The organism is Nocardia sp. NPDC051756 (assembly GCF_040681495.1).
GTDB lineage: Bacteria > Actinomycetota > Actinomycetes > Mycobacteriales > Mycobacteriaceae > Nocardia.
In genome coordinates this window covers 529,433-555,483 of record NZ_JBFAYV010000005.1, presented here as the reverse complement: position 1 = coordinate 555,483, position 26,051 = coordinate 529,433, and the positions used below count along the sequence as shown (strand labels likewise).

The window sequence follows — 26,051 nt, the reverse complement described above, 5'->3', positions numbered from 1 at the left end:
TTGTGTACTTATACACAAATAAGCGAGGAGAGAGTCATGATCGAGGCGGATGTAGTGGTGATCGGCTCGGGCGCGGCCGGTTTGGCGGCGGCGCTGGCCGCGGCCGACGGGGGCGCCGAGGTGGTGGTGCTGGAGGCGTCGTCGCGCTGGGGCGGCTCGACCGCGGTCTCCGGCGGTCAGGTGTGGGCCCCGGCCAACCACCGAATGCTCGAGGCGGGCTTCGCCGACTCGACCGAAGAGGCGCTGACCTACTGCCGGACCGCGGCGCCCGGCCGCGACGACACCCTGGTGGAGACGTTCGTGCGGACCGTGCCCGAGGTGGTGCGGTTCCTCGAGGAGCGTTCGCCGATCCGTTTCCTGCCCGTGCCGTCCTATCCGGACACGTTCGTCGAGCTGCCCGGCGGCAAGACCGCCCGCCACGTCGAGGCGGCCCCGCAGGACCTCGGCGACCTCGGTGATCTGTCCGAACTGGTCTGGCCCGCACCGTTTTTCGCGCCGGTCCTGACCAATCAGGAGGTAATGGAGCACAATCTGTTCGCCGGCGGACCGCCGCCGATGGAGCTGATCACCCAGCGCATGTCCGCGGGCGTGGCGACGATGGGCGCCGGTCTCATCGTCGGCCTGCTGCACGGCTGCCGCAAAGCCGGTGTCCACCTGATCCGCGACTGCCGAGTGACCGAACTGATTCGCGACGAAGACGGGCGCGTCACCGGGGTACGGACCGACAACCCGCGCCGCACCGTCCGCGCGGACCGCGGCGTCGTCATCGCCTCGGGCGGTTTCGAACACGACCCGACCCTGCGTTCGCAACTGCTGTCCGGCCCGGTCACCCATCCGGTCACGCCGCCGATCCAGCACGGCGACGGCCTGCGCATGGCCGGACAGGTCGGCGCGGCGCTGGCGTACACGGGGGAGTACTGGTCCTGGCCCGCGTGTCAGGCACCCGGCCGGACCTGGCCCGATGCCGAGGCGACGCCGCAACCGCAACTCACCCTGCCGGAACGTACACTGCCGCATGTGTTGTGGGTGAACACTGCCGGCGGCCGCTTCGTCAACGAGTCCAGCCACAACTGCGCGGCCGCCTTCGCCGAACTCGATCCCAACACCCACCGCCCGCGCAACCTGCCCGCCTGGGCGATCGGCGACGCGCAGTTCCGCGCCAAGTACTCGGTCGCGGGCATCCCCGCCGACACGCCCGCACCGGACTGGCTGATCACGGCCGGCAGCCTCGCCGAACTCGCCGGACTCCTCGACATCGAGCCGAAGGCGTTGGCGGAAAACATCACTCGCTTCAACACGATGGCCGAAGCCGGCCGCGACGACGACTTCCAGCGCGGCCGCACCCGCTACGAACACGCCTTCGGCGACCCGTCCGCCGCGCACCCCAACCTCGGACCGGTCAGCGAGCCCCCGTTTTTCGCCGTCCCCGTATACCCGAGCGCCGTCGGCACCAAGGGCGGCCCGCGCACCGACGAACGCGCCCGCGTCCTCGACTGGTCCGACACCCCGATCCCCGGCCTCTACGCCGCAGGCAACGCGGCCGCCGCCGTCTTCGGCCCCGGCACCTTCGCTGGCGGACTAACCGTAGCCTCGGCCTTGACCTGGGGCTGGATCGCCGGCCGAGACCTCACCGCCGCGCGCTGACGGCGGGAATCCGCACCCTCACTCGGGATCCGCACTCGCTCTAGGGCCCTATTTCGAGTGCGGATCCCGAGTGAGGGTGCAGATCGCGACGCGGGGAGGCGGGTCACGTTGCGTGGCCATTGTGTCGTGGGACACTCGCGGGTACTCTCTCTGGAATTCGAGACTGAATGGTTTCACTACCGAATTGCAGAGGTCTGGCGGTGTTGCCGGATGGATGAGGGAGTCCTCAATGACGAGGTGTGCCGCATGGATGCGCTCGGGGGTCGCGTTGGTGGGGGTGCTGGTCGCGGTGGCGATGGCGCCCGCGGCCGTTGCCGATCCGCCGGACCCGGGACCTACCGCGCAGAGTGTGTTCAACAAGCCCGGCCCTTATCCCGTCGCGACGGCCGTGCGGACGAATCCGTGCCAGGACTCGATCTTGGGGATGTTCGAACACATCGTCGTGCACCTGTTCGGCAATCGTGACGACATGACCTGCACCCAGGCGTTTCCCAACGGCCTGGAGTCGCCGGTCGGGGTGAACACCTACTACCCGGCCGATATCGCCGAACTTCCCAGCGCGCCGCTGATGGTGTTCACCTCCGGGTTCAGCGCTAATCCGGGGATGTACGACGCTCTCGCGCGGCAGTGGGCCAGTAATGGTTTCGTCGTGGTGATTCCGTACGAGTTCTTCAATTCGCTCGCGTACGTGCCCGCTCTCGGCGTCGCCACCGCGGTCGTCGCGAATCGGGACCCGAATTCCCCGCTGTACAACAAGGTCGACCTGAGCCGCACCCTGTTCGGCGGTCATTCCGGCGGCGGTCAGGCGTCGCTGCAAGCGGGAACCCTGTTCCCGGGCATCGCGCCGATGATCGATCCGGCGATGCGGGTGCGCGGCGTGCTGGCGATCGAGCCGGGCCCGCTCGCGGTCGGGGCGCTGGTCTCGGTGCCGACGCTGTTCCTCACCGGCTACAACGATTTCGTGGTGCCGGACTTCGCCTGGGTGCGCTGGTGGCAGTACAACCTGACCTTCCAAGCGCCCGCGTGGATCGCCAATGCCCGTGGGGTGGGCCACTTCTCGCCGGTCGATGGGCTGGACAACTACCTGTCCGCCGGTACCGCGCTGGCCTGGCTGCGCTATCAGGCGTTCGGCGACGAGGTCGCCAAGGACTACTTCGTCGGACCGAACTGGCGGCTGCCCGCGGACAAGACGTACTTCAGCGTGGAGCGCAACGCGCTCGCCGACGCAGTGAATTGATCAGGGGAGCAACAGAAATGGGTCGAGTATGAGATTCCGTCGGGCATGGGCAGGTGGGCTCGGCGCCACCGCATTGGTCACCTTCTCGCTGGTCTGCCCCGGCGCCACGGCGGATCCCGGCCTCGCGTGTGCCGAACCTGCTGCGGGGCAGGCGGTTCAGCGCGCCGATCCGGTCGCGGCCGGCCTCGATCCGGCCGCGCTGACCGATGCGATCAACTTCGGCACCGCCAAGGGCGCGTACGCGATTCAGGTGTACCGGCACGGCTGCCTGGTCGGTGACCGCACCGGCACCGGCAATCTGCCCGCGCCGCTGGCCAGTTCGTCGAAGGGGGTGGCGTCGGTCGCCGTCGGCCGCGCGATCACGATGGGCTACTTCGGCCTCGACGATCCGCTCGGCAAGTTCTTCCCGCAGGCCGACGCCGCGCATGCCGCGCTGACCGTGCGTCAGGTGTTGAATCAGACCACCGGCCTGCGCTTTTCCTGGGCCGCCGACATCGCGGGCATTGCCACCGACGAGGTGCTCCAGACCCTGGAGACCCCGCCGGCCTTCGAGCCGGGCACCACCTTCCAGTACGCGCAGGCCGTGCTGGCGTTGCTGCCGAAGATCGTGGAGATCACCACCGGGATGGACTTCCAGGACTTCGTCCAGCGGGAGGTCATGCAGCCGTTGGGCATTGCCCGCGACCAGTGGGTCTGGCTGCGCGACCGCAGCGGAAACACCGCCGTCAACGGCGGACTCGCGATGCGCGCCGACGACCTGGCCCGCTTCGGTCTGCTCCTGCTGCACGAAGGTCGTTGGGGCGGTGCGCAACTCATCGATCCCGACTACGTCCGGCAGGCGCGGCAGCCGACCGCGGCCAACGGCGGCTACGGCTTCCTGTTCTGGCTCAACGCCGGTGACTCCTACAAGACCGCCACCGTGCCGACGGCCAAGGTGTTCGACCACCCGATGTTCCCCGGCGCACCCCGCGACCTGTACGCCTTCGTCGGCGCCCTCGGCCAGTTCAACGTGGTGATCCCCAGCCGCGACATGGTGATCGTCCGGCTCGGCGTGCCCGGCGGCATCGACACCGGCAACGTGCAGACCTCCCTCGCGGCCGAATCCAATCCGGACAACAAGGAATTCCTGCGCCGCGTCGTCGCCGCGGTCACCGACGTCCCCGCCGAACCGGTCGACGACCCATACCGCTACGGCGACCACTTCGGCCCCATCATCGGCGGCCTCGACGACCTCGCCTTCTGGATAGACCCCGAACACACCGCCCAAATCCTGCTCGGCGTAGGCCCTTACGCCCCCTCGAACTGCAACGTCCTCTGGTGCAACGGAAAACTGGTCCCCCAGGACATCTTCTCCGCCATGCTCGACTCCACCGGCCAGATCGTCGCCGCCCTGCTAGGACTCGGACACGGACCGCGGTAGTTCAGTCGAGGATCTTGCCCGGATTCAGTAGGCCGAGGGGATCTAGTGCGCGTTTGACCGCGGTCATCAGCTCGACCGCAGCGCCGTGCTCTGCCTGGAGGTACTGCTTCTTGGCGAGGCCGATGCCGTGTTCGCCGGAGGCGGTGCCGCCGACCGAGAGGGCGTGGCGGACGACCTGGTCGGAGAAATCGCGTGCGCGGTCGGCGGTTTGGGGGGTGTAGGGGACGACTACGTGGACGTTGCCGTCGCCTATGTGGCCTGCGACGGCGATGTCGAGGTCGAGCAGGGTGCCGAGTTGTTCGGCGGTTGCCACCGCGTCGGCGATCCGGGAGTAGGGCACTGCGGTGTCGGTTACCAGGAAGCGGTGGCCTGGGTGGCGGGCTTTGAGGGCGAAGAACAGGTGGTGGCGGTCCTCCCAGAGGTTGTGCTGGGCGGTGTGAGTTTGCGCCGCAACGATTTCCAGCGCTCGATGGCTCGTGCACAGCGTGCGGATCTCGGCCTCGTCGAGCGCGGCGGCCGCCTCCGAGGTGGCGGTGAGGTCGAGGAACAGCGCGGGGGCGACCGGATGGCGGGTGCCGCGGTAGGCGTTGATCGCCGCCATGCTGGCGGCGTCGACGAGTTCGGCGCGAGTTACCGGCAGAGCCTGCCCGAGCATGTCCACCGCCGCGGCCACCGCATCGGCCACGCTGGGGAACGAGATACGCAGCGCGCGTTGCCAAGCCGGAATCGGATGCAGTCGTACGGTCAGCTCGGTGATGATGCCGAGCGTGCCCGCCGATCCGATCAGCAGATCCTTCAGGTCGTAGCCGCTGCTGGACTTGCGCACCGCGCGCCCCAGCCGGGCCACCGTGCCGTCCGCGAAGACCGCCTGCAGGGCAAGGGTATTCGCGTGCATGCCGCCGTAGCGGACCGTGGTGGTGCCGCTGGCATTGGTGGCCGCCATGCCGCCGAGGCTGGCGTCGGCGCCAGGATCGACAGTGAACTGCAACCCGTACGCGGCGGCGGCCGCGTTGAGCCGGGTCCGGGTGACGCCGGGTTGCACGGTCGCGGTGAAGTCGGTGGGGGAGATGGCCCGGATCGTGTCCAGCGCGGAGAGATCGAGCACCACCTCGTCGCCGCGGGCGAGCAGATGCCCCTCCAGGCTGGTGCCCGCGCCGCGGCAGATGATGGGAGTGCCGGTGTGCCTGGCCCATTCGACGGTGCCGAGCACGTCGTCGAGGTCGGCCGCCCGGACGATGCCGCGCGGGCGACGTCCGGAACGGCCGGTCTCATCCACGGTGTACTCGTCCAGCGCCGCCGCGCGGATATCGAGCCGATCGGCGACGGTCGTCACGCCCGCTCCAGGATCGAGGTCACCAGCATGGTGTGATCGTCGAAGGTGCGGGCGATGGTCCAGCCGAGCTCGGCGAACGCCGCCTCGTACTCCTCCTTGGTCCACAGCCGGACCCCGGTGATGGTGTGGTAGATCTCGTAGGTCGGGGAGAACCACGGCTGCCCCGACCACTGCGGCGCCTCCAGCAGGTAACCGTCGCCGATGACGAGCCGGTGCAGGTTCGGAAACCAGCGCATCCATTCCTGCAAGACCGCGATGATCCCGCCGCCGTCACTGGCCAGCTGGTGCAGCAGGAAGAACGACATCGCGGTGGTGACCTTGCTCCGATCGATCGCCGCGAGCCATTCGGGATCGGTGGCCGCGGGCTGAACCGAGCCGGGCAGCAACGTGATCCGATCGGCGAACCCGGACTGCACCACCTCGGCCGACGCCGCGGCAACCACCTCGGCCTCGATGTCGACGCCGATGAACTGCTCCTGCGTGGCCAGCTGCGCGAGCGCCCGCACCCGGCCCGCGTCCGCGCACCCGAGGTCGACGGTGCACCCGGGACCCGTTGCGGCAATGGCCTTTCCGATGCCTTGCAGAATCTCCGGACGACGACGCGCGATATCGGTACACCCGCGCGCCACCGCGCCCGCATCGGTGGCCGCCGGGATGAACGCGCGATCGGCGAGGCCGGCCAGCTGCCGGAACGTGGGTTCCCATCCGCGCGTGACCATCCGGACGAAGCCGCGGTTCTTCGCGACATCGTGCCCGGTGTGGGTCAGCTGGAACCGGTGCCCGCGCCGGGTGAGGAACCCGGCGCGGATCAACCCCTCGGTGACGGTCTGCTGGATGCCACTGGTCGGCGCGATCGGGTCGCCGCTCAACAGCGTTGTCCACCAACCCCAGTCGTCGGCGGCGACCACCAGCTGTGCGGCAGTCTGGCCTTCGATGACGTCGCGGATGGTGAGTCCGGCCGACGATGGCTGATGGAACAGCGCGACGGTGGTTGTTGCTGCGGTCATGACGGATCCTCCTGATATGCGGGCTAATCGGCGAGCGCGATTACCTGGATTTCGATGAGCAGCCCCTCGATGGGCAGGGTGGTGACGGTGGTGGTGCGGGCCGGCGCGGCGGCACCGAAGAACTCCGCGAACGCGGCGTTCCACGCCGGAAACCATTGGCGGTCCGCGAGATAGCAGTCCAGCTTCAGCGTCTGCCCGCGCGAACTGCCCGCCTCGGTGAGCGCCTTGTCCAGCTGGTCGAGCACGGATTCGAGCTGGTCGGCGAAGCTCGTCGACGTCGGGGTCAGCGTGTCCGGATCGATCGCGGCGAGCCCGGAGGTGAACACCAGGCCGGACCCGCGGCGGGCCGACGGGAAGGCGGTCATGACTGCGCTCCGATCAGTCGGGTGGCGTCGATTCGGTCGATGGTGGCGGCGCCGGACAGGGTCATCAGCGTCCGGAGTTCGTCGGTCAGCAGCTCCAGGACCCGGCTGACACCGGCTTCGCCCGCGGCGGCGAGGCCGTAGATCGCGGCCCGCCCGATCACCACGGCGCTGGCGCCCAAGGCCAGGGCGAGGAAAACATCACTGCCGGTGCGTATTCCGCTGTCGAACAGGATCGGCAGCTCGGGACCGACCGCGGCCCGGATGCGCGGCAGCATGTCCAGGCTGGCGGGTGCCGGATCGAGTTGGCGGCCACCGTGATTGGACACCACGATCGCGGCGGCCCCGGCGGCCAGCGACCGTTCTGCCGCGTCCGGGGTGAGCACGCCTTTGGCGATCCACGGCAGCCGGAACTGCGCCGCGGCCGCGCGCAGATCGGCCCAATTCCAGGCCACGGCACCGTGTTTGAGCAACTGCCCGAACACCTCCGCGACGCCGGGCGCACCGTCGGTTCCGGTGAGGTTTCCGCCGAACTGGCGCATGTCCGGCGCGAAGCGATTCGCCATGTTACGGGTGCGGAACCCGCCGATAGGGCAGTCGACGGTCACGCACAACGCCGAATAGCCCGCGCGCTGAATCCGTTCGGCGACGGCGGGCGCATGCGCAAACGGGTGCAACTGCGCGATCCGGGCCGCGTCGGGGGCGACCGCGCGGATCTGCTCGTAGGAGTAACTGCCCGCCTCCGGCACGATCGTCACCGTCCCGTGCCGCTGCACGGCCCGCGCCACCGCCAGGTGACCGTCGAGGTGGAACATCGCGTCGCCGCCGAATGGCGCGGTGAGGATGGGTGTTTCGAGCGTCATGCCGAGCAACGAGGTCCGGGTGGACGGATTCGCCACCCCGCTCATCGGATCCGGCAGAATTCGCCAGCGGTCGAACGCGTCCCGATTGGCGCGCAGCGTGATCTCCCGTCCCGCACCGCCTTCCACGAAGTCGAACACGTCCGCGGGCAGTGCGGTGCCCGCGGCCCGATGGATCTCGTCGAGCGTGCCGAAGTCGACCGTGGTCGGGTACATGCTGTCGAGCTGGGCTGTCATGCGGTGCCTTCCGGTGTCGCGACAAGGGAATGACGGCGGCCGTAGCCGAAGTACACGGCCGCCCCGACCGCGCTCCAGAGGGCGAAGCGCAACCAGGTGAGGCTCTCGAAAGTCGTTGCCAGCCAGGCGCACCCCGCGATCGCCGCGAGCGGCACCACCGGCATGAACGGCGTCCGGAACGGGCGCGGACGGTCCGGCGCGCTGCGGCGCAGCAGCAGCACGCCGAGCGCGACGATGACGAAGGCGAACAGCGCGCCGATGTTCACCAGCTCGGCGACCGTCCCGATCGGCAGCAGCGCCGCGACCAGCGCGATCCCCGCGCCGAGCAGCAGGCTCAATCGCACCGGGGTGCCGCGCCGGCCGGTGTGGCACAGGGCGCGCGGCAGCAGTCCGTCCCGGCTCATCGCGAAGATCAGCCGGGTCTGCCCGTAGCAGAGCATCAGCAGGCCCTTGGTCAGCGCGATCACCGATGCGACCAGGATGACCTTGCCGATCCAGCCCGCACCGATCGCGCTGAGCGCGGTGGCGACCGGGGCCGCGTTGTTCAGGCTGGGATAGGGCGCGACGCCGGTGAGCACGGCGCTGACCGCCACATACAGACCGGTGGCGATGACGACCGAACCGATGATGCCCCAGGGCAGATCGCGCGCCGGGTCGCGGGTCTCCTCGGCGGAGGTGGCGACGATGTCGAAACCGAGGTAGGCGAAGAACGCGAGCGCCGCGCCGGCGGCGATGCCGTGCACGCCGAAGGGCATGAACGGCGTCCAATTCGCGGTGTCGAGATGCGGTGTGCCGATGGCGATCACGAGTATCAGGACGACGATCGTCACCGCCACCAATGTTTTCACCACGGCCGCGGTGAGTTTCACGTCGAAGATGAGGACGGCGATTATCGCGGCCGTGATGAGGAGGGCGGGCAGGTTGATGATTCCACCGTCGGCGGGGCCCGCGGTTATTTCCCGCGGAAGGGTCACGCCGAAAAGGGAATTCAGCATCGCAGTGAACAGTCCGGACCAGCCGATGGCGACCGCGGCGGCGGCCACCGCGTATTCCAGCAGCAGATTCCAGCCGACCAGGAACGCGGGCGATTCGCCGAGCGTCGCCCTGGTGTAGGTATAGGCGCTGCCGGATAGCGGTGTCATCGAGGCGAGTTCGCTGTAGCACAGGGCGACCAGCACGCAGATCGCCCCGGCCAGCACGAACGACAGCACGATCGCCGGACCGGCCTTGGTAGCCGCGGCCACGCCGGTGGTGACGAAGATGCCCGCGCCGACGATGGTGCCGACGCCCATCGCGACCAGGTCGAAACGGCCGAGGGTGCGTTTGAGTGCGGGGGTCGGTGCGGCGCCGCGCGCTGCGGCGATTCGTTGGGTCGGTGCGGCCATATCGGTCCCGTTCGCTGTTCGAAATATGAATTACGCCAGTGCTTCTCGCTGGAATGCAATTCAGTAAATCAGCGGCCGTTTGTGTTCTGATGAACTCAGGTAACGTGTCTGTTTCGCAATGTTCGGGAAATCGATTGGTGATCAAATGAATTGGCAATGCCGAAATGCGCAGCGGTGCGCTGCGCGAAATGGGTAGTGATCGGCCTTATCGAGTTATGCGGTGGTGGTGGTCGCTTCGGTGACAATGGCTTGCGGCACTGCACGTTTCCGGACGAGAACGGTCGCCGCCGCGACGGCGACCAGGACCAGCGCGGCCGCGATCACGGCGTCCTGCATCGTGCCGAGGGTGGCGACGACGCCGAAGCCGATGGTGGCGACGGCCGCGCAGAGGTAGGCGACGGCGGCATAGCGCGAGGCCACCCGCGCGTGCTGATCGGGCGGGGTCGCGGCGCTGACGATGCGCAGCCCGGTGCGGTAGGCGATGCCCTGCCCGCAGCCCGCGGCCACCGCACCCGTGAGCAGCACCGCGAGACTCGGCGCGGCCGCCACGGTCGCGGCCAGCGCGACGCCGGCGATGATGGTCAGCTGACCGATCAGCGGTTCGGCGGGCAACCGGCCGGGCGGCACCGCGCGCTGCACGATCCACGCGCTCACCAGATACAGCGTGACCGGCAGTGCCAGCAGCGGCAGGTTGGTCGTATCGAGCAGCTCCGCGCCGTAACTCGGCAGCAGGGCAACGACCAGGCCGGCGGACACCCACGCGGCAATTCCGTTGAGATACCCCGCGATTCGCGGTTCGGTGGACGGCAGTGCCGGACGCTGCGCGCCGACCGCGACCTGGTCGCGCGCACTCCGATCGAGCAGCACGGCCATCGCGACGATACCGAGCAGCACCGCGTGCCCCAGGTAGACCGTCACGCCGGGCGCGGGCAGATATTGCGCGACCCAGGCCGCGGCGATCGTGCCGAGCGCCGAGCCGAGCACGGTCGCGGTGGCCATGGCGGTCCGGCCCCCTTCGCCGGACCGCTCCAGGATCAGCCCGGCCAGCGAGCCGGTGACCAGCCCGACCGACAGCCCGGCCAGCACCCGCGCGACGCACGCGGGCCCGGCCGAATCGGCCAGGCTCATCGCGAGGTCCGCGCCGATGCCGCAGGCGCTGCCCAGACCGATCCGCCACCACCAGGCCGCGCGCGCGGGCGGCGTGCCGATGAACGAGAGGGTCGGCGTCAACGCGAACAGGTACGCGGCGAAGATCACGGTGATGAGCAGCGGCGCCAGGTCCCAGGCATGGCGGTAGTACGGCATCATGCCGGTCGCCAGATTGGGCTGAGCCATGATCAGCACGAGCAAAACGCCGGGTGCGGCTGCACGCATCCACCCTCCCAAGTGAGGAGATCTTCTCGATTGATAGCGTAGCGAACTGAGAAGATCTTCTCTACTCGAACGTGTCGATCCGGATCGACGGCGATGCCGCCCGATCGGCGGGCAGGATGGAGGAGTGCCAACGGTGAACACCCGCAGCGATGCCCAGCGCAGCCGGACCGTGCTGGTCGACGCGGTCGGCAGCCTGCTGGCCGAGGGCCGGATCGGCTTCTCCATCCCCGAGCTGGCCGGCGCGGCCGGCGTCGGGGTGGCCACCGCGTACCGGCACTTCCCGACGCCGCAGGACGCGATGCAGGCGTTCCACCGCAGGGCGATCGAACAGCTGCTGGAGGCGTTCACCGCGCTCGATCCGACCACGGACGCGGTCGAGCGGTTCCACCGGTTCTGCCGGACCTGGGTGGCGCAGGCGCGGCAGTGGGGACCCGCGGTCCGCCACATCCGCAGCCACATGGGCTTCATCGAACGGCTCGCCGTGGGCGATCCCTCGATCACCGCGATGCACGACATCCTCGCCGACGTGCTGGATGCCCTTGTCCAGCAAGGCAAGACGACGCTGAACGATCGCACCTTCGCGGTCTTGCTGTGGATCACCATCTTCGACGAACGCGTCGTCTACGACCTCAGCGCGCACCAGCGCTGGTCGGCCGAGCAGGTCACCGACCGCCTCACCCGGGCCGCCGCCGGCGCACTCGGGATCCGGGTTTAGCTGACGGGGGTCAGCTCGATGGCACCCTCGATCGTGTTGTGCACGCGGCGGCGGTTGGGGGAGCCGAGGGCGACGGTGAGGTCGGTGCCGTCGTGTTCGGCGAGGAGGTCGCCGCTGTCCCAGACCAGCAGGGTTGCGCTGACGGTGTTTTCGGCGGCGGCGTGGGCGAGGTCGTAGTGGGCGCAGCCGGGGACGTGGGCGTAGGTGATCCACAGGTCGTAGCCGGTCATGAACAGGTCGAGGTCGAATTGCACGCTGAGGCCGAGCAATTCGCTGCGGCCGTTGTCGTCGACGCCGGCGAACGCCTCGTCCAGCGCGAGCAGGCGGGGGGCCTGCGGGTCGGCCGAGTCGAGCATGACGTGCGCGGCGGCGAACAGCGGCAGGTGCAGCGAGACCGACTGCTCGCCACCGGAGAGCGCGCTGTGCCGGGCCACGGTGAGCTTGTCCTCGCTGCCGTCGGCGGAGATCAGGGTGAACGAGAACACCCGCCAGGTACGGTAATCGAGGGTGGCGGCCAGGATCTCCGGGTAGGAGCGCTCCGGGTGCGCGGCCCGGGCCGCGCGGATCTCGGACGCGAAATGCGCACGGATGGTGGCGAGTTCGTCCGCGCCGAGCACCGAGGCGTCGCGGTCGAGCAGCTTGCACATGGCCCGCGCCGGATCGGACAACGTGTCGGCCAGCACCCAGTGCACGCCGATGGTGTTGCCCGAGGACATCCGGCGCTGCTTCATCTCCGCGCCCATCCTGGCGATGAGATCGCGGGCGTCGCTGGTGCGTTCGTAGATCTGCTGGGCCAGCCCGGTGAGCAGCGCGTCCTCCAGGATGCGCCGCTCGGCGTCGGTGAGCAGCAGCTCCTGATCCTTGCGCGCGCCGTCGATCCGGGCCGCGAAGTCGGCCAGCGCGGACATGCCGTCGTCGTCCTGCACCTGCACCACGGTCAGCCCGTCGGCGGCGTCCCACTGCAACCGGTAGTCGCGACCGGACCCGGACAGCGCGGCATCGAACTCCTGTAGCGCCGCCGTCACCGCGCTGCGGGTGGTCTTGCGCGTCGCCTCGCTGGCGCGCACTGAAGAGGTTGCGGCGGTGAGACTTTCGAAGAGTTCGGCGACCTCGTCCGGCAGTACCTGCGGTTCGGCCTCCGGTCCCGCCTGGGAGATCCGGTAGAGCAGCTGCTCCGGCGTGGACCAGGCGGCCTCGCTGCTCGGCCAGCGACCCTCGGACGCCGCGCCGAGCAGGCGCAGCAGGTCCGGGCGGGCATACGGGGCAAGGGCTTTCACGTCGGCGAGCACCTCGGTCAGTGCGGTGCCCAGTGATTCGTGCGCGGTCCGGTAGGCGGCCTCGGCGTCGCCGATGGCCTCGATGGCCTCGTTGGCGGCCTTGCGCGCGGCCTTCTGCTCGCCCTTGGTCGCCTCGATCTTCGCGCGCGCCTTCTCCAGCTCCTGATCGATGTCGGCGGCGCCCGCACCCAGTGCCTCGCGCAGGGTTTCGAGCTTGCGCAGCTGCTCCTGGTAGCCGGACTTGGCCGCCTCGGCCTCCTCGGCGAACGCCTCGGCCAGGTCCTTGGCCTCGTCGTGCCGGTCGGAGCCCTCGCGTTCGCGCTCGCGTTCCCGCTCGTGTTCGGTGCGCAGGCGCAGCAGGCCGGTGCCGGTGTTCTCGAAATGCCGGATGGCGGCGGCCAAGGCGTCGAGTTCGCGTGGCTCGCGCGGGGTCCGGTGCTTGGTCGCGGCCGCGCGCAGCTTCTTCTCCACCACGGTGGTGTCGGCGACCGCCTGGTCGAGATCGCGTTCCGCCTGGGTGGCGGCCTCGGAACGCGAGCGCATCATGCCCGCGGTCTCGGAGACCGCGCGCAACGCGGTGGTGACCGCGGTGGCGCGCGGCAAAGCCTTGGCTGCGGCCGAGATTCGGGCCAGCTCGGCGGTGGCGTCGGCCTCCTGATCCGCGGCTCCGCGCTGTGCTTCGCCCGCCGCCTCCAGTGCGGCGGCGAGTTCGGTCAGCCGGAGTTCACGGCGGCGAGCCCGCGCGGTGGCGCCGATGAACTCGGCGTCGGTCTTGTGGTGCCTGCCGACCTGTACCCCCTGCCGGAAGCCGCCCGCGACGCTCACCGCGAGACCGCCGGCCGGGTCGCCCTTGCCCTCGTGCAGCGCGATGGAGGCGAGCACGTCGGCGACGGCCTGCCGCGGCACCGTCAGCTCATCGGAATCCTCTTCGACGACAAGCACATCGGCGAGGGTGCGGCCCTTCGGTCGCTCCTTCTCCGGAAGCGGGACGAGAAACTGATCCGAGTCGTACTTCGCGGGCGGTTCGGCGCAGATCCAGCCGTCGAGCAGATCGGCGGCGTGCAAGGCAGCCTCGATGCCGGCGGCCGTTTGTGGCTTGACATCGTCGGCGAAGCGGACCAGCCGCCACAGTGGGGCTCCTGGCCGGTCGTCGGCCACGCGCACGCGGGCGGCGAAAGCCGGTGGCGCGTCGTCGCTTTGCGCGGCGACCCGGTCGCGTTCGGCGGTCAGCTCGGCGATCTGCTCGCCCGCCGTGGCCGCGCGAGCGCGCGCCTCCTGCCGGTCGTTGCGGATCTCGTCGATCAGCGACTCGGTGCGCTCGGCCAGCACCTCCGCGACCGTCGCCTCCTCCGAACCCGCCTGCGCGAGCGCGGTATCCAGGTCTTCGAACAGTCCGTTGCCGAGGGGGGAGTACACCTCGCGGTGCTCCTCCCACCAGCTGCGCAGCGCGCTGCTCGCCTCGGTGCGGGCCAGCACGACCGCGGCTTCGGCGTGCGCGACCTCGGCCGCCGCCGCCTCGCTCAGCTCCCGTGCGCGTTCGGCGAGCCGTTCGGCCCGGGTACGTTCGGCGGCCGCGGTCTCCATGATCCCCATGGCCTGCCGCACCGCGCGCACGTCGGCATCGCGTTCTTCGGCATGCGCGCGCACCGTCGCGGTGAGCTGTTCGGCGCGCGCGTTCTCCGACAGCGCGGTCCAGTCGATCCCGGCTTCCTCTGCGGCGGAACGCAATTCGTCCTCGCCCCGGGCGAGCGCCGCGGCGGCCGTGCGGACCGCGGTGCGCGCACGTTCGGCCTCCTGCGCCCGCTGATCGAGGGTCTGGCGCGCCTTCAGCGCCTTGTCGCCGTGCACGCCCGCCGAGGTCTCCAGGCGGCGCACCGCGTCGGCCAGGTCGTCGAGCTGCTGCTTGCCCTCGTAGGCGCTGGAGCGCTGGAGGTTCTCCCGGTCGCCGAGCGCCTGCTCGTAGGCGCGATCGGCGTCCTCGGCGCGCGCCTCGGCGGCGGCGCGTTCGCCCTCGCGGCGCTCGCGCAGCGCGGTCGCGGCGAACAGCGCGGTGCTCGCGTGGGTGACCGCGTCGAGCCGGGTGCGCAGCTGATCGACGTCCGTCTTCGCCTGTACCGCAAGGTATTTGCGGTAGACATCGACGAACGTCCGGGTGGCGCTGTCGGCGTGCACCAGCCCTTCCAGGGTGCGCCCGACCTCCTCCATATCGCTGAACGAGCGGGCGGCGTCCAGGATCAGCTGTTCGTCGAGCGGGCGCAGGCCGTCGGTGAGCGCCTGCGAAAGTCCGCGCGGGTCCAGGTTTTTCGCCAGCTGCGGGCGGCGCAGCGTGAGGATCAGGTTGATCAGCTGGTCGTAGCGCTGGGTGCCGAGCCCGAACATCCTGGCGTCGATGGCGTTTCGGTACTCGACCGGACGATCGACGATCGCATCGGTGCCGATCTGCTCGGCCAGCTGCTTGCGGGTGAACGGCCGATCGTCGGGCCCGATCAGGGAGAAGTCGATGCCGACCCGGCCGTCGGCGACGAAGTACCAGCGCGTCACCTTGTCCGAGGAGCGGGTGGCGCGCATGCCGATGCCGACCGTCACCGCCTCCGCGTCGTCCCAGTCGCCGCGGGCGAACTCCATCCAGACATAGGAGTAGGCCGATTCCTGCTTGCGGTACAACAGGTTCGACTTCATCGTGCGCTCTTCGCCCGCGAACGGGTTGAGCCGGCGCGGCTCGATCCGCCCGTCCAGCACGAACGGGAACAGCACCTCCAGCGCCTTGGTCTTACCGGATCCGTTGGGGCCGCGCAGCACCAATCTGCCGTCGGCGAAGCAGAATTCCTGGTCGCGGTAGTCCCACAGGTTGACGATTCCGGCGCGGGTCGGGATGAACCGCACTCCGCCGTGAATGAGCGACATCGCCTCAGTCCCCTTCCGTGCCAGTGCTGTCGGCCCCATAGGTATCGGCCGCGGTGACGAACAGTTCCTCGGTGCGCTTGGTGCGGACCGTGACGACGGCGCCGCGATAGCGGGCGAGCGCGGGCAGAATCAGCAGCCCGTCGTCCACCGTCTGCACCAGGCGCAGCCGCTCCAGCAGGGCCACCACCTCGGTGGTCAGGCCGGGCACATCGGCCTGCCACTGGGCGGCGAAGGTCGCGCCGTATCGATCCGCGAGAGCTTGCACGGTCTCGCGCACCCAGGCCGATTCGATCAGCGGGTAGGTCATCTCGACCGGTTCCTCGGCCTCGGCGTCGAACGTCGAATCCGGTTGTGTCCCAAAGTCGTCGAGCGCCCGCAGATCGGCCAGCGGCGCGAAGACCGTCGATTCGGGGATCGCGCCGTCCAACTGTGCCGCAAGCGCCTCGCCCGCGTCGGGCGCGCCCGTTCGCCATTCGAGCGGATTGTCGATGTCGAGCACCCGGTCGGCGATCTCACCGGCCAGCAGCAACCCCACCTGCGCCAAGGTCCCGGTGCTCGGGAAGCGGATGTCGGAGAGCCGGCCGGAGGTATCGATCAGCGCGACCCCCTCGGCCCGTCGCTCGGCCTCGAGCCCGGTGAACATCTCCACATCGGCGACGATCCGATCCTGACCCAGCACCGGTCGTTCCGCCGGCGCGAGGTCGTCGAGATACACCACCGGCCGCTCGACCAATGTCCGCCGCACCCGGCGGGCCAGGTCGGCCGCGGTCGGCGCGTGCGCGGGACCGCTTGCGCCCGCGGCCTCTTCGGTGAGCAGCCCGCGCACGCTGTGCAGATGTTGCAGCGCCCGCGGCGGCCGGAACAGCGCGAACACCACCGGCCGATCGATGTCGTAGAGCGCCTCGCCGGCCTCGGGATCGCTGGCCCAGCCGCCCGCGTCGCCGTCGGCCAGGGTGAGCGCGCCGCGATGGGTCAGCCAGCCGACCGCGTCGACGAAGGCGTCGCGGTCGGCCGCGCGATCGGTGGACAGCTCAAGGCCCTCGACCCGGCCCGCGTAGGCGGCGACCTGATCGGCCAACTCCGACAAGGTGATCTGGTCCCCGGCCCGGCCGAGCGCGGCGATGGACAGCGCGAGGTAGGCGTAGCGGCGGCGATCGAAGAGCCGGTCGGCGGGCGTGCGCGCGGGCTTGCCCGCGTCCAGCCGGTCGATGATGGGGAACACCCGCGCGGTGGTCTCGGTGACCTCCAGGCGGTAGCCGAACAGCTCGGCCAGGTCCTCGCGCAGCTCGGTGGCCCACCGGCGGATCAGCGGCAGCGCGATCCGATCGGGATAGGTCCTGGTCACCAGGTGATTGGCCAGGATGACCCGCGCGGCGCGCTGATAATTGTCCAGCGCAAGCGAATCGATCTTGCGTCCGTGCATCATGCGCGCCCCCCGTTGCCGCACGGCCGGGTCCTGGTCGTCTGACGCACCTCTAGCCTGCGGTTGTTCAGGTGCAACAGCCCGTGCGCGGTCTGCACCACGGTAGACCCGTCGTGTTCGGAGACAGTAAGGGTGACGCCGCTGTCGGAACCGGTGGTCCCGGCGACCCGGCCGCTCACCGGCACCCACGCGGTGGACGCGGCGTCGAGCAGGCGCAGCAGCACTTCGGTCTCCCGTTCGTCGAGCACCCGGTCGTGCACGTCGGCGGCGGCCAGGGACTTGGCCGCGTCGGCGCGGGCGCGTTGCGCGTCCAGCTGCACCTCGCGCAACCGTCGAATGCTCGCGTCGTTGCGATGGATCCGCGCGGGCGCACCGGCCGAGGGGGGTCGCCCGGTCTCGGCCAGCGTGCGCGAGATCTCCAACGGCGGTGCCTCCCACCAGGATCGCTGCGTCGGGATCAGGTCCGCGTCCGGATGCTCCATCGCCAGGTGGCGCGGCCGGCCGAGGCCGAACACCGCGTCGTAGAGGGCGTGCGCGCTGTCCGCGGTCGGCGCGGCGGTGAACCAGCCGGCCAGATGCCGCAGCGCCGACTCCCGGCTCACCCCGCCGCGCCGGGTCTCGGTGACCCGCCGCAGCAGCGAGAGCACGGCGGCGATGGCGCTCATGGTCGCCTCGCGCAGCCGCTCCGCCTCGGTGGTTCCGGCGTGCTCGCCGGTGCCGGACGGGACGAACCAGGTGCGCAGCCCGTCCCAGCGCGCGTGCCAATCCGCCTGCCGCTCGGCGAAACTCAGCAGCACCCGCTCGTCACACCCGGCGGCGCGTTCGATCAGCTCGTCGACCCCGGTCTCCTCGATCTCGGCGATCGCGCCGGCCAGCCGCGGCACGAAGCGGGCCAGGTCGAGGCTGAACTCGCGCATGTGCGCGAGCAGCGCGTCCTTGTGCGCCAGGAACGATTCGGGGGTGATCTCGGTGGTCCGCACCAGATCGCCGAGGGATAGGTAGAAGTGCGCGGCGCGCGCGGCCATGTCGGTCAGCGCCGCGTCGAGGCGGCGCAGCGTGCGGTAGACCCGCTCGGCGTCGCCGTCGCGGTTGGCCGCGGCCAGGGTGTGCAGATCGGCCAGCAACTCCGGCAGCACCAGCCGCGACAGCGAGGCCTCGTCGAGTCGGGCGTTGAGCACACCCGCGACCGCGCGATACGCCTGGAACCCGGCCTGGGAGAACTGGTAGACGAAGTGCCGGTTGCGGTATTCGGCCAGGGTGGCGGCGCGCGTTCCGTCGTAACTGCGTTCCAGCACGCCCCATTGGTGGAGTTGATCGAGTAGCGGGCCGATTTCGGCCGCGGTCAGCCGGGGCGCGTTCAGACGGGTGCCGCGCTCGCTGGACCAGGCCTGAGCGCTCGCGGGACCATCGTCGACCGGCGATTTTTCTACAGACTGACTGGTCTGCTTGTCCGCTGTATGTTGCTGGGCCTCAACGTCAGGCGCGGGTACCGGCTCGGCGAGGTCGAGCAGGTCGGGAGTGCGCAGGCTGTGTCCGTTGCGCTCGATCCACTCCGCCACGTCGTCGGCATGCAGCAACACCACATAGGCGGCCCGCGCGCTGTCGAAGGCGCGCAGCACCCACAGGTAGTCGGCGCGGCGCTCGGCGGTGGCGAAGGAGAACAGCCGCAGCCGGTCGTCCCACAGGACGGAGGCGCTCGCGGCGGCGTCGACGGAGTCGGTCACCGGGAACAGGGTAGTAGCGGGCCGGTCGCCGACGACGCGTACATACCCGGTTCGGCGTGCGCGTGTCCTGTTTGCCGGATGTTCGCCGACGAATCCGGCTGTGCCGGACCGGTACCGGTCACTCGTTCGAGAGCGAACGCAGCTGGTCCAGGTACACCCGGGTGCGCGGATCGCCCGGGTAGCGGGCGATGATTTCGCGCGCGGCCTCGCCGGCGATCCACATCAGCGAGGGCAGCGAACGGCGCTTGCCCGCGAACGCGCGCAGCCCCTCGTCGACCGCGAGTTCCAGATCGCGGTTGCGCACCGCGACGACCGCGAGGGTCAGGTGCGCCTCGGACACCCGCATCGGATTGCGAACCGTACCGTCCGCCCTGGTCGAATTGCGGATGACCTCGTTCGCGTAGGTCTCCGCGAGCCGATCCTCACCCGCGACGCGGCAGCAGTCCATCGCGTAGAAGTCGAACTTCTGCGGATCGACCACGAAATGGTTGTCCAGGTTGATCGGATGGTCGAGTCGCTGCAAAATTGCCCGGCCCTCGTCCAGGGCCGTTTCCACCTGTTGCTTGTCGCCTAGGCGCGCCCAGGCTTTGGCCCGCTGCGCGGCGAGTTGTACACCGACGCCGAGGTTCTGGCTGGTCTCCAGCGCCTGGTCGACCGCGTCGATCGCACCCCGGTAGTTACCCTGGGTGAGCGCGAACCAAGCGGCCATTTCCGCACCCCAGCCGGTGATTTCGGCGTTCTCGGCCTCCTGGCCGAGGGACAGCGCGGCGCGCCGGGTCGCCTCCGCGGCGGTGCGCCGGCCCAGGTCGTAGTCCACGCAACCCACCAGCAGCGCAACCCATCCCGCGAGCACCAGGATGTCGCGGTGCTGCGCCAAAGTCAGTCGGCCGTCCAGCAGCGAGGTAATTCGCCGCAACCACCCGGTGCCCTCGGCGTGCAGCTCGTGCGGATCCGCGTAGGAGTACTCGCAACACAGGCGTTCCGCGGTGATCCGGATGGCGTCCAAGGTGGCGGGGGAGACGTCCGACATGCGCAGGCGCCCGATGAATTCCAGCGTGTCCATGCCGGTTGCCGAGAGCACCTCATCGTCGCGATTCGGCCTGGCTTTGGGGAAGAACGCCGCAGTGACAGTGTCGAAGGCGGCGGAAATAATCGGTGCGTAGAAATCATCCGGCCGCGACTCGCCCGATTCCCAGCGGCGCCAGTTACGCAGCAGTGTACTGTCTGTCGGCAGGTTGTGGGATGACTTGGCGCGCATCACGCGGACGGCATCGGCTTGTGACCACCCCCGCGCATCGCGTTCGGAGCGCATCCGGACTGCCCAGACGGGTCGATCGTCTCCAGCGGCCACGTCAGTAGTATCGCACCAGTTAACGCCCGGTGGCCGAGATAGGGCATATAGGTGTCAGTGGGTTGACATCTACATTCGCAAGTTGGCGTTGTACATGCTGGACATGAGAGCGGAAAGTTAGCCGGACACATCTCATCTCAACCAGATGCAATTGCATCTGTCCTTGCAAGGCGCAGTACCCCACAATGGGGAGATCCACATGAGGGCAGCGGTACCCAATCCAACGGAGGTTCGGGTGGAAGCGTTGATCTATGGATACTTGCGTGACGATTTGGCCGACGGCCACTGTGCAGAGCTAGAGGATGCGATGAGCACCCTCGCCCGCGAAGAAGGGCTCTGCTTCGCCGCAACGTTCCATGAATCGACTTCCGGTGACGGCGCGGCATTTGTCGAGCTGACCCAGGAGCTCAAGCGAGCAGACGCACATCACGTCGTGGTGCCGTCGCTCGATCACCTTGCCGGCCAGACGATCCCGCGGGATATTCTGCTGGCGAAGCTGGCCCGCGAAGCGGCGGCGCAGGTCTGGACCATCGAGACCTGAACGCACGGACGCATCCTCGCCACGGCCACACCGGCCGACAGCGAGGCGAGCAACGCCGGAACATGGTGTTGCCCGAACAGCGAGCTGTCGGCGAGGCCCCGCCGCAGCCATGGCGCCCAGGCGCGAGCCGCCCCCGCCATGACCAGTCGCTCCCGCCCCGGCGCAGCGAAACAGCCGGGCACCCAGGCCAACCGGACAGCGCTACCCAGCAACGCGGGCAGGCTATGCCGAACCGGAACGGTTCGCGCCGCTCGACCATGTCCACCAACAGAATTCAGACCAGCAGCGCCGCCGCGCCGCGAAAAGCCACCGGCAGTAGTAGCCGGTGAGCAGCAACGCGACGGCTACTCATACGGCAGTCGGCACGGCGATCAGCACGACCGTGCGCAGCGCGTACCGCAACCGTTCGGCACCCTCGATCGCCGCCAGCCGACCAAAGCGGTTGACCCGCAGGCGGTTCAGAGCCCGAAGCTGCCCGGACCGCGCCTGCGCAGGTACTTCTCGAACTCGGCCGCGATGGCGTCGCCGTCGATCTTGGCCATCGCCTCGTTCACGTCGACCGCCGCGTCGCCGCGCTCCTCGAGCGAGCGCACGTACTCGGTGACCTCGTCGTCGCCCGCGGTCATCTCGTTGACCGCGGTCTCCCACTCCTCGGACTGCGTCGGCAGCTCGCCGAGCGGCACCTCGATATCGAGCACGTCCTCGACCCGGTGCAGCAACGCGATGGTGGCCTTCGGGTTCGGCGGCTGCGAAACATAGTGCGGCACCGCGGCCCAGAACGACACCGCCGGGACACCGGCCTTGACGCACTGATCCTGCAGCACGCCGGTGATGCCGGTCGGTCCCTCGTACCGGGTCTGCTCCAGGTTGAAGCGCTCGGCCGCTTCCTTGCTATAGGCGGAGCCGGTGACCGGAACGGGACGGGTGTGCGGGGTGTCGGCGAGCAGCGCGCCGAGGATGACCACGGTTTGCACGCCGAGCTGTTCGATGAACTCCAGCAGGTCCTCGCAGAAACTGCGCCAGCGCATATTCGGCTCGATGCCGCGCAGCAGCACGATGTCGCGATCGCTGCCCGGGGGCGAGCAGACCGACAGCATGGTCGAAGGCCACTGGATTTCCCTGGTCACGCCGTCTACCTGCCGAACGGTCGGCCGGTTGACCTGATAGTCGTAGTAGTCCTCGGAATCGAGTTCGGCTAGCGGCTCGGCGTCCCAGATCAATTCCAGATGCTCTACGGCTCCGCTTGCGGCGTCGCCCGCGTCGTTCCAGCCTTCGAAGGCCGCAACCAGCACCGGTTCCCGCAACGTCGGCAGTTCCGGATCGGGAGTTTCACTGGGGTTCACTCGGTCAGCCTAATGTGTGCGGGGAACTGGCGTGTCGTATGCCGTGGCCGGGCCCGGCGTGTTCGGCAGCGGCGGCGGTGACCAGGTGTGTCCGTGCCCACTCGACTCGGCGAGCTGCACTGTCGCACCCGACCATTACGCTTGATCTCATGTCTGCGTCCATCCCCGCCGTGTTCGACACCACGCTCCTCGACACGTTGCGTCGCCGTGTCGTAATCGGTGACGGTGCGATGGGCACCATGTTGCAGGCGGCCGATCTGACCCTCGATGACTTCATCGGGTTGGAAGGCTGCAACGAGATCCTCAACGACACCCGCCCCGACGTGCTGCGCAACATTCACCGCGCGTACTTCGAGGCCGGCGCCGACGCGGTCGAGACCAACACCTTCGGCTGCAACCTGCCGAACCTGGCCGACTACGACATCGCGGACCGCATCCGCGACCTGTCCGAGCGCGGCACCCGGCTGGCCCGCGAGGTGGCCGACGAGATGGGGCCCTCCGCCGACGGCACTCCGCGCTACGTGCTCGGCTCGATGGGCCCGGGCACGAAGCTGCCCACCCTCGGCCATGCTCCTTATACCGCGCTGCGCGACGCCTACACCGAATCCGCGCTCGGCATGCTCGAGGGCGGCGCCGACGCGATTCTCATCGAGACCTGTCAGGACCTGCTCCAGGTCAAGGCCGCGGTGAACGGCAGCCGGGAGGCCATGCGCCTGCTCGGCCGGCGCATCCCGATCATCACCCACGTCACCGTGGAGACCACCGGCACCATGCTGGTCGGCAGTGAGATCGGCGCGGCGCTCACCGCGCTGGAGCCGCTCGGCATCGACATGATCGGACTGAACTGCGCGACCGGCCCGGCCGAGATGAGCGAGCATCTGCGGCATCTGTCCCGGCACGCGCAGGTACCGGTGTCGGTGATGCCGAACGCCGGGCTGCCGGTGCTCGGCAAGCACGGCGCCGAATACCCGCTCACCCCGGAGGAATTGGCGGTCGCGCTGAGCGGCTTCGTCTCCGAGTTCGGCCTCGCGCTGGTCGGCGGCTGCTGTGGCACCACCCCCGAGCACATCCGGCAGGTGACCGAGGCGGTCCGCGAGATCGAGCCCAAGCTGCCGCCGCTCGACGATCGGCGCACCCCGGTGCACGAGCCCGCGGTGTCCAGCATGTACACGGCGGTGCCGTTCGAGCAGGAAGCGTCGGTCATGATGATCGGCGAGCGGACGAATGCCAACGGCTCCAAGGCTTTCCGCGACGCGATGCTGGCCGAGGACTGGCAGAAGTGCCTCGACATCGCCAAGGACCAGACCCGCGACGGTGCGCACATGCTCGACCTGTGCGTCGACTACGTCGGCCGCGACGGCGCGAAGGACATGGAGGCGCTGGCTGCCCGGCTGGCCACCTCCTCGACGCTGCCGATCATGCTCGACTCCACCGAAACCCCGGTGCTGAAGGCCGGTTTGGAGCACCTCGGCGGTCGCTGCGCGGTGAACTCGGTGAACTACGAGGACGGCGACGGACCGGAATCGCGGTTCCAGCAGACCATGCGGCTGGTCGCCGAGCACGGCGCCGCCGTGGTCGCGCTGACGATCGACGAGGAGGGCCAGGCCCGCACCGCCGCGAAGAAGGTGGCCATCGCCGAGCGGCTCATCGCGGACATCACCGGCAACTGGGGTGTGCTGGAAAGCGACATCATCATCGACACGCTGACCTTCACCCTCGGCACCGGCCAGGAGGAGTCGCGCAAGGACGGCATCGAGACCATCGAAGCCATCCGGTTGCTGAAGAGCAAGCATCCGGACGTGCAAACCACCCTCGGCCTGTCGAACATCTCCTTCGGCCTGAACCCGGCGGCCCGGCAGGTGCTGAACTCGGTGTTCATGCACGAGTGTGTCCAGGCCGGACTGGATTCCGCGATCGTGCACGCGTCGAAGATCTTGCCGATGGCGCGCATTCCGGACGAGCAGCGCAAGGTCGCCCTGGATCTGGTCTACGACCGCCGCGGCGAGGACTACGACCCGTTGCAGGTGCTGATGGGCCTGTTCGAGGGCGTGTCGACCTCGTCGTCGCGCGCCTCGCGGGCCGAGGAGATGGCGGCGCTGCCGCTGTTCGAGCGGCTGGCCCGGCGGATCGTCGACGGCGAGCGCAACGGCATGGAGGCCGACCTCGAAGAGGCGATGCAGCAGGTCCCGCCGTTGCAGATCATCAACGAGACGCTGCTGTCCGGCATGAAGACGGTCGGTGAGCTGTTCGGCTCCGGCCAGATGCAGCTGCCGTTCGTGTTGCAGTCGGCCGAGGTGATGAAGGCCGCGGTCGCCTACCTGGAACCGCACATGGAGGCCACCGACGACAGCGGCAAGGGCCGCATCGTGCTGGCCACCGTCAAGGGCGACGTGCACGACATCGGCAAGAACCTGGTCGACATCATCCTGTCGAACAACGGCTACGAGGTGGTCAACCTCGGCATCAAGCAGCCGATCGCGACCATTCTGGATGCCGCGATGGACAAGAAGGCCGACGTCATCGGCATGTCCGGGCTGCTGGTGAAGTCGACCGTGATCATGAAGGAAAACCTGCAGGAGCTCAACACCAAGGGCGTGGCCGAACAGTTCCCGGTGCTGCTCGGTGGCGCGGCGCTGACCCGCGGTTACGTCGAGAACGACCTGACCGAGGTGTACGAGGGCGACGTGCACTACGCCCGCGACGCGTTCGAGGGCCTGCGGTTGATGGACGACATCATGACCCGCAAGCGCGGCGGCGGCATCGACCCGGACAGCCCGGAGGCGATCGCCGAGCGGGAGAAGGCGGCCCAGCGCAAGGCGCGCCACGAACGGTCCAAGCGGATCGCCGAGGAGCGCAAGGCGACCGAGGTTCCGATCGAGGTGCCCGCGCGCTCCGACGTCGCCGCGGACGTGCCGGTGCCGACGCCGCCGTTCTGGGGCACCCGGGTGGTGAAAGGCCTGGCCCTGCACGAGTATTCGGGGCTGCTCGACGAGCGGGCGCTGTTCCTCGGCCAGTGGGGCCTGCGTGGCCAGCGCGGCGGCGAGGGCCCGAGCTACGAGGAGCTGGTGGAGACCGAGGGCAAGCCGCGGTTCCGCGCCTGGCTCGATCGGCTGAGCACCGAGGGTGTGTTGCAGCACGCGGCCGTGGTCTACGGGTACTTCCCGGCGGTGTCCGAGGGCGACGACGTGATCGTGCTCACCGAACCGAATCCCGGTGCGCCCGAACGCTATCGGTTCACCTTCCCGCGTCAGCAGCGCGATCGCTTCCTGTGCATCGCCGACTTCATCCGGTCGCGGGAACGGGCCGAGCAGACCGGTCAGGTGGACGTGCTGCCCTTCCAGCTGGTCACCATGGGCCAGCCGATCGCCGATTTCGCCAACGAGTTGTTCGCCGCGGACAACTACCGCGACTACCTCGAGGTGCACGGCATCGGCGTGCAGCTCACCGAGGCCCTGGCCGAATATTGGCATCGCCGGGTGCGCGAGGAACTGACCCTGGACGGGCACGCGGTCGCCGACGACGACCCCAGCGACGTCCTCGAATACTTCAAACTGGGCTATCGCGGCGCGCGCTACTCGTTCGGCTACGGCGCCTGCCCGGACCTGGACGACCGTGCCAAACTGGTCGACCTGCTCGAGGCTGATCGGATCGGCGTCGTCCTGTCCGAGGAACTTCAGCTGCATCCGGAGCAGTCCACCGACGCGTTCGTCCTGCTGCATCCCGAGGCGAAGTACTTCAACGCCTGAGGCTCGGCTCGGCGGGGGAGTCGCCCCGCGTTTTCCTCGAGTTAGCCGCACGCTCGCTACGGCGGGTGTGCGGCTAACGGCGTCCTGGACCCCTGTCGAATCAGTTATCGAACCGGTCGGTACGAAGTGATCGTGGTCACCGTGCTGCGGAACACTGTTCGCGTACCG

The 26,051-nt window shown here is 69.2% G+C and carries 17 protein-coding genes; 6 read left to right on the top strand and 11 right to left on the bottom strand.

Annotated features, from left to right (window positions below):
* Positions 1-36: 36 nt before the first annotated feature.
* The 3 genes from AB0M22_RS24510 (at position 37) to AB0M22_RS24500 (ending at position 4,301) form a co-directional block, all read left to right on the top strand.
* Positions 37-1,644: an FAD-dependent oxidoreductase gene (locus tag AB0M22_RS24510; RefSeq protein ID WP_364731051.1), complete on the top strand. Its 1,608-nt coding sequence runs from the start codon at positions 37-39 to the stop codon at positions 1,642-1,644.
* A 229-nt stretch (positions 1,645-1,873) separates the two neighbouring features.
* Positions 1,874-2,881, top strand: a complete 1,008-nt coding sequence (locus AB0M22_RS24505) for an alpha/beta hydrolase (protein WP_364731048.1) — start codon at positions 1,874-1,876, stop codon at positions 2,879-2,881.
* A 28-nt stretch (positions 2,882-2,909) separates the two neighbouring features.
* Complete coding sequence (locus tag AB0M22_RS24500; protein WP_364731046.1) at positions 2,910-4,301, top strand: serine hydrolase; 1,392 nt, start codon at positions 2,910-2,912, stop codon at positions 4,299-4,301.
* A gap of 1 nt (position 4,302) precedes the next feature.
* On the opposite strand, the gene AB0M22_RS24495 is transcribed toward AB0M22_RS24500, so the two are convergent.
* The 6 genes from AB0M22_RS24495 to AB0M22_RS24470 form a co-directional block, all read right to left on the bottom strand.
* Entirely contained in the window at positions 4,303-5,634 is a 1,332-nt protein-coding gene (locus AB0M22_RS24495; RefSeq protein WP_364731043.1) for an FAD-binding oxidoreductase, read from the bottom strand.
* On the bottom strand, positions 5,631-6,641 hold the full coding sequence (locus AB0M22_RS24490; protein WP_364731041.1) for a hypothetical protein: 1,011 nt from the start codon (positions 6,639-6,641) through the stop codon (positions 5,631-5,633). Before AB0M22_RS24490 ends, AB0M22_RS24495 begins: the two co-directional genes overlap by 4 nt.
* A 23-nt stretch (positions 6,642-6,664) precedes the next feature.
* On the bottom strand, positions 6,665-7,006 hold the full coding sequence (locus AB0M22_RS24485) for a RidA family protein (protein ID WP_364731038.1): 342 nt from the start codon (positions 7,004-7,006) through the stop codon (positions 6,665-6,667).
* Positions 7,003-8,100 (bottom strand): alpha-hydroxy acid oxidase, encoded by a 1,098-nt coding sequence (locus AB0M22_RS24480; protein ID WP_364731036.1) that lies wholly within the window; start codon positions 8,098-8,100, stop codon positions 7,003-7,005. Before AB0M22_RS24480 ends, AB0M22_RS24485 begins: the two co-directional genes overlap by 4 nt.
* Positions 8,097-9,485: an amino acid permease gene (locus AB0M22_RS24475; RefSeq protein WP_364731033.1), complete on the bottom strand. Its 1,389-nt coding sequence runs from the start codon at positions 9,483-9,485 to the stop codon at positions 8,097-8,099. The genes AB0M22_RS24480 and AB0M22_RS24475 overlap by 4 nt, the downstream gene beginning before the upstream one ends.
* A gap of 213 nt (positions 9,486-9,698) precedes the next feature.
* The gene (locus AB0M22_RS24470) at positions 9,699-10,859 is read right to left on the bottom strand and encodes a hypothetical protein (protein WP_364731031.1); all 1,161 of its coding nucleotides are present in this window, start codon (positions 10,857-10,859) and stop codon (positions 9,699-9,701) included.
* Positions 10,860-10,992: 133 nt separating this feature from the next.
* Between AB0M22_RS24470 and AB0M22_RS24465 the strand changes: the two genes are divergently transcribed.
* Entirely contained in the window at positions 10,993-11,574 is a 582-nt protein-coding gene (locus AB0M22_RS24465) for a TetR/AcrR family transcriptional regulator (protein ID WP_364731029.1), read from the top strand.
* Here AB0M22_RS24465 and AB0M22_RS24460 read toward each other — a convergent pair.
* The 4 genes from AB0M22_RS24460 to AB0M22_RS24445 form a co-directional block, all read right to left on the bottom strand.
* Positions 11,571-15,755, bottom strand: coding sequence for a TIGR02680 family protein (locus AB0M22_RS24460; protein ID WP_364731026.1), 4,185 nt, complete (start codon positions 15,753-15,755; stop codon positions 11,571-11,573). The two genes, AB0M22_RS24465 and AB0M22_RS24460, sit on opposite strands and share 4 nt — an antisense overlap.
* Positions 15,756-15,759: 4 nt before the next feature.
* A complete protein-coding gene (locus AB0M22_RS24455) occupies positions 15,760-17,178 on the bottom strand; it encodes a TIGR02678 family protein (protein ID WP_364731960.1) in 1,419 nt (472 codons plus the stop codon).
* The gene (locus tag AB0M22_RS24450) at positions 17,178-18,902 is read right to left on the bottom strand and encodes a TIGR02677 family protein (RefSeq protein ID WP_364731024.1); all 1,725 of its coding nucleotides are present in this window, start codon (positions 18,900-18,902) and stop codon (positions 17,178-17,180) included. Before AB0M22_RS24450 ends, AB0M22_RS24455 begins: the two co-directional genes overlap by 1 nt.
* Before the next feature lie 118 nt (positions 18,903-19,020).
* Entirely contained in the window at positions 19,021-20,160 is a 1,140-nt protein-coding gene (locus AB0M22_RS24445) for an XRE family transcriptional regulator (protein WP_364731021.1), read from the bottom strand.
* Between the two features lie 328 nt (positions 20,161-20,488).
* Between AB0M22_RS24445 and AB0M22_RS24440 the strand changes: the two genes are divergently transcribed.
* The gene (locus AB0M22_RS24440; protein ID WP_150404546.1) at positions 20,489-20,794 is read left to right on the top strand and encodes a hypothetical protein; all 306 of its coding nucleotides are present in this window, start codon (positions 20,489-20,491) and stop codon (positions 20,792-20,794) included.
* A gap of 458 nt (positions 20,795-21,252) precedes the next feature.
* Here the strand turns inward: AB0M22_RS24440 and AB0M22_RS24435 are convergent, their stop codons facing one another.
* Positions 21,253-22,137 (bottom strand): PAC2 family protein, encoded by an 885-nt coding sequence (locus AB0M22_RS24435; protein ID WP_364731018.1) that lies wholly within the window; start codon positions 22,135-22,137, stop codon positions 21,253-21,255.
* Positions 22,138-22,286: 149 nt separating this feature from the next.
* Here AB0M22_RS24435 and metH point away from each other — a divergent pair, with 149 nt between their 5' ends.
* Positions 22,287-25,883, top strand: coding sequence for a methionine synthase (gene metH / locus AB0M22_RS24430; RefSeq protein WP_364731016.1), 3,597 nt, complete (start codon positions 22,287-22,289; stop codon positions 25,881-25,883).
* The last annotated feature ends 168 nt before the right edge of the window (positions 25,884-26,051 follow it).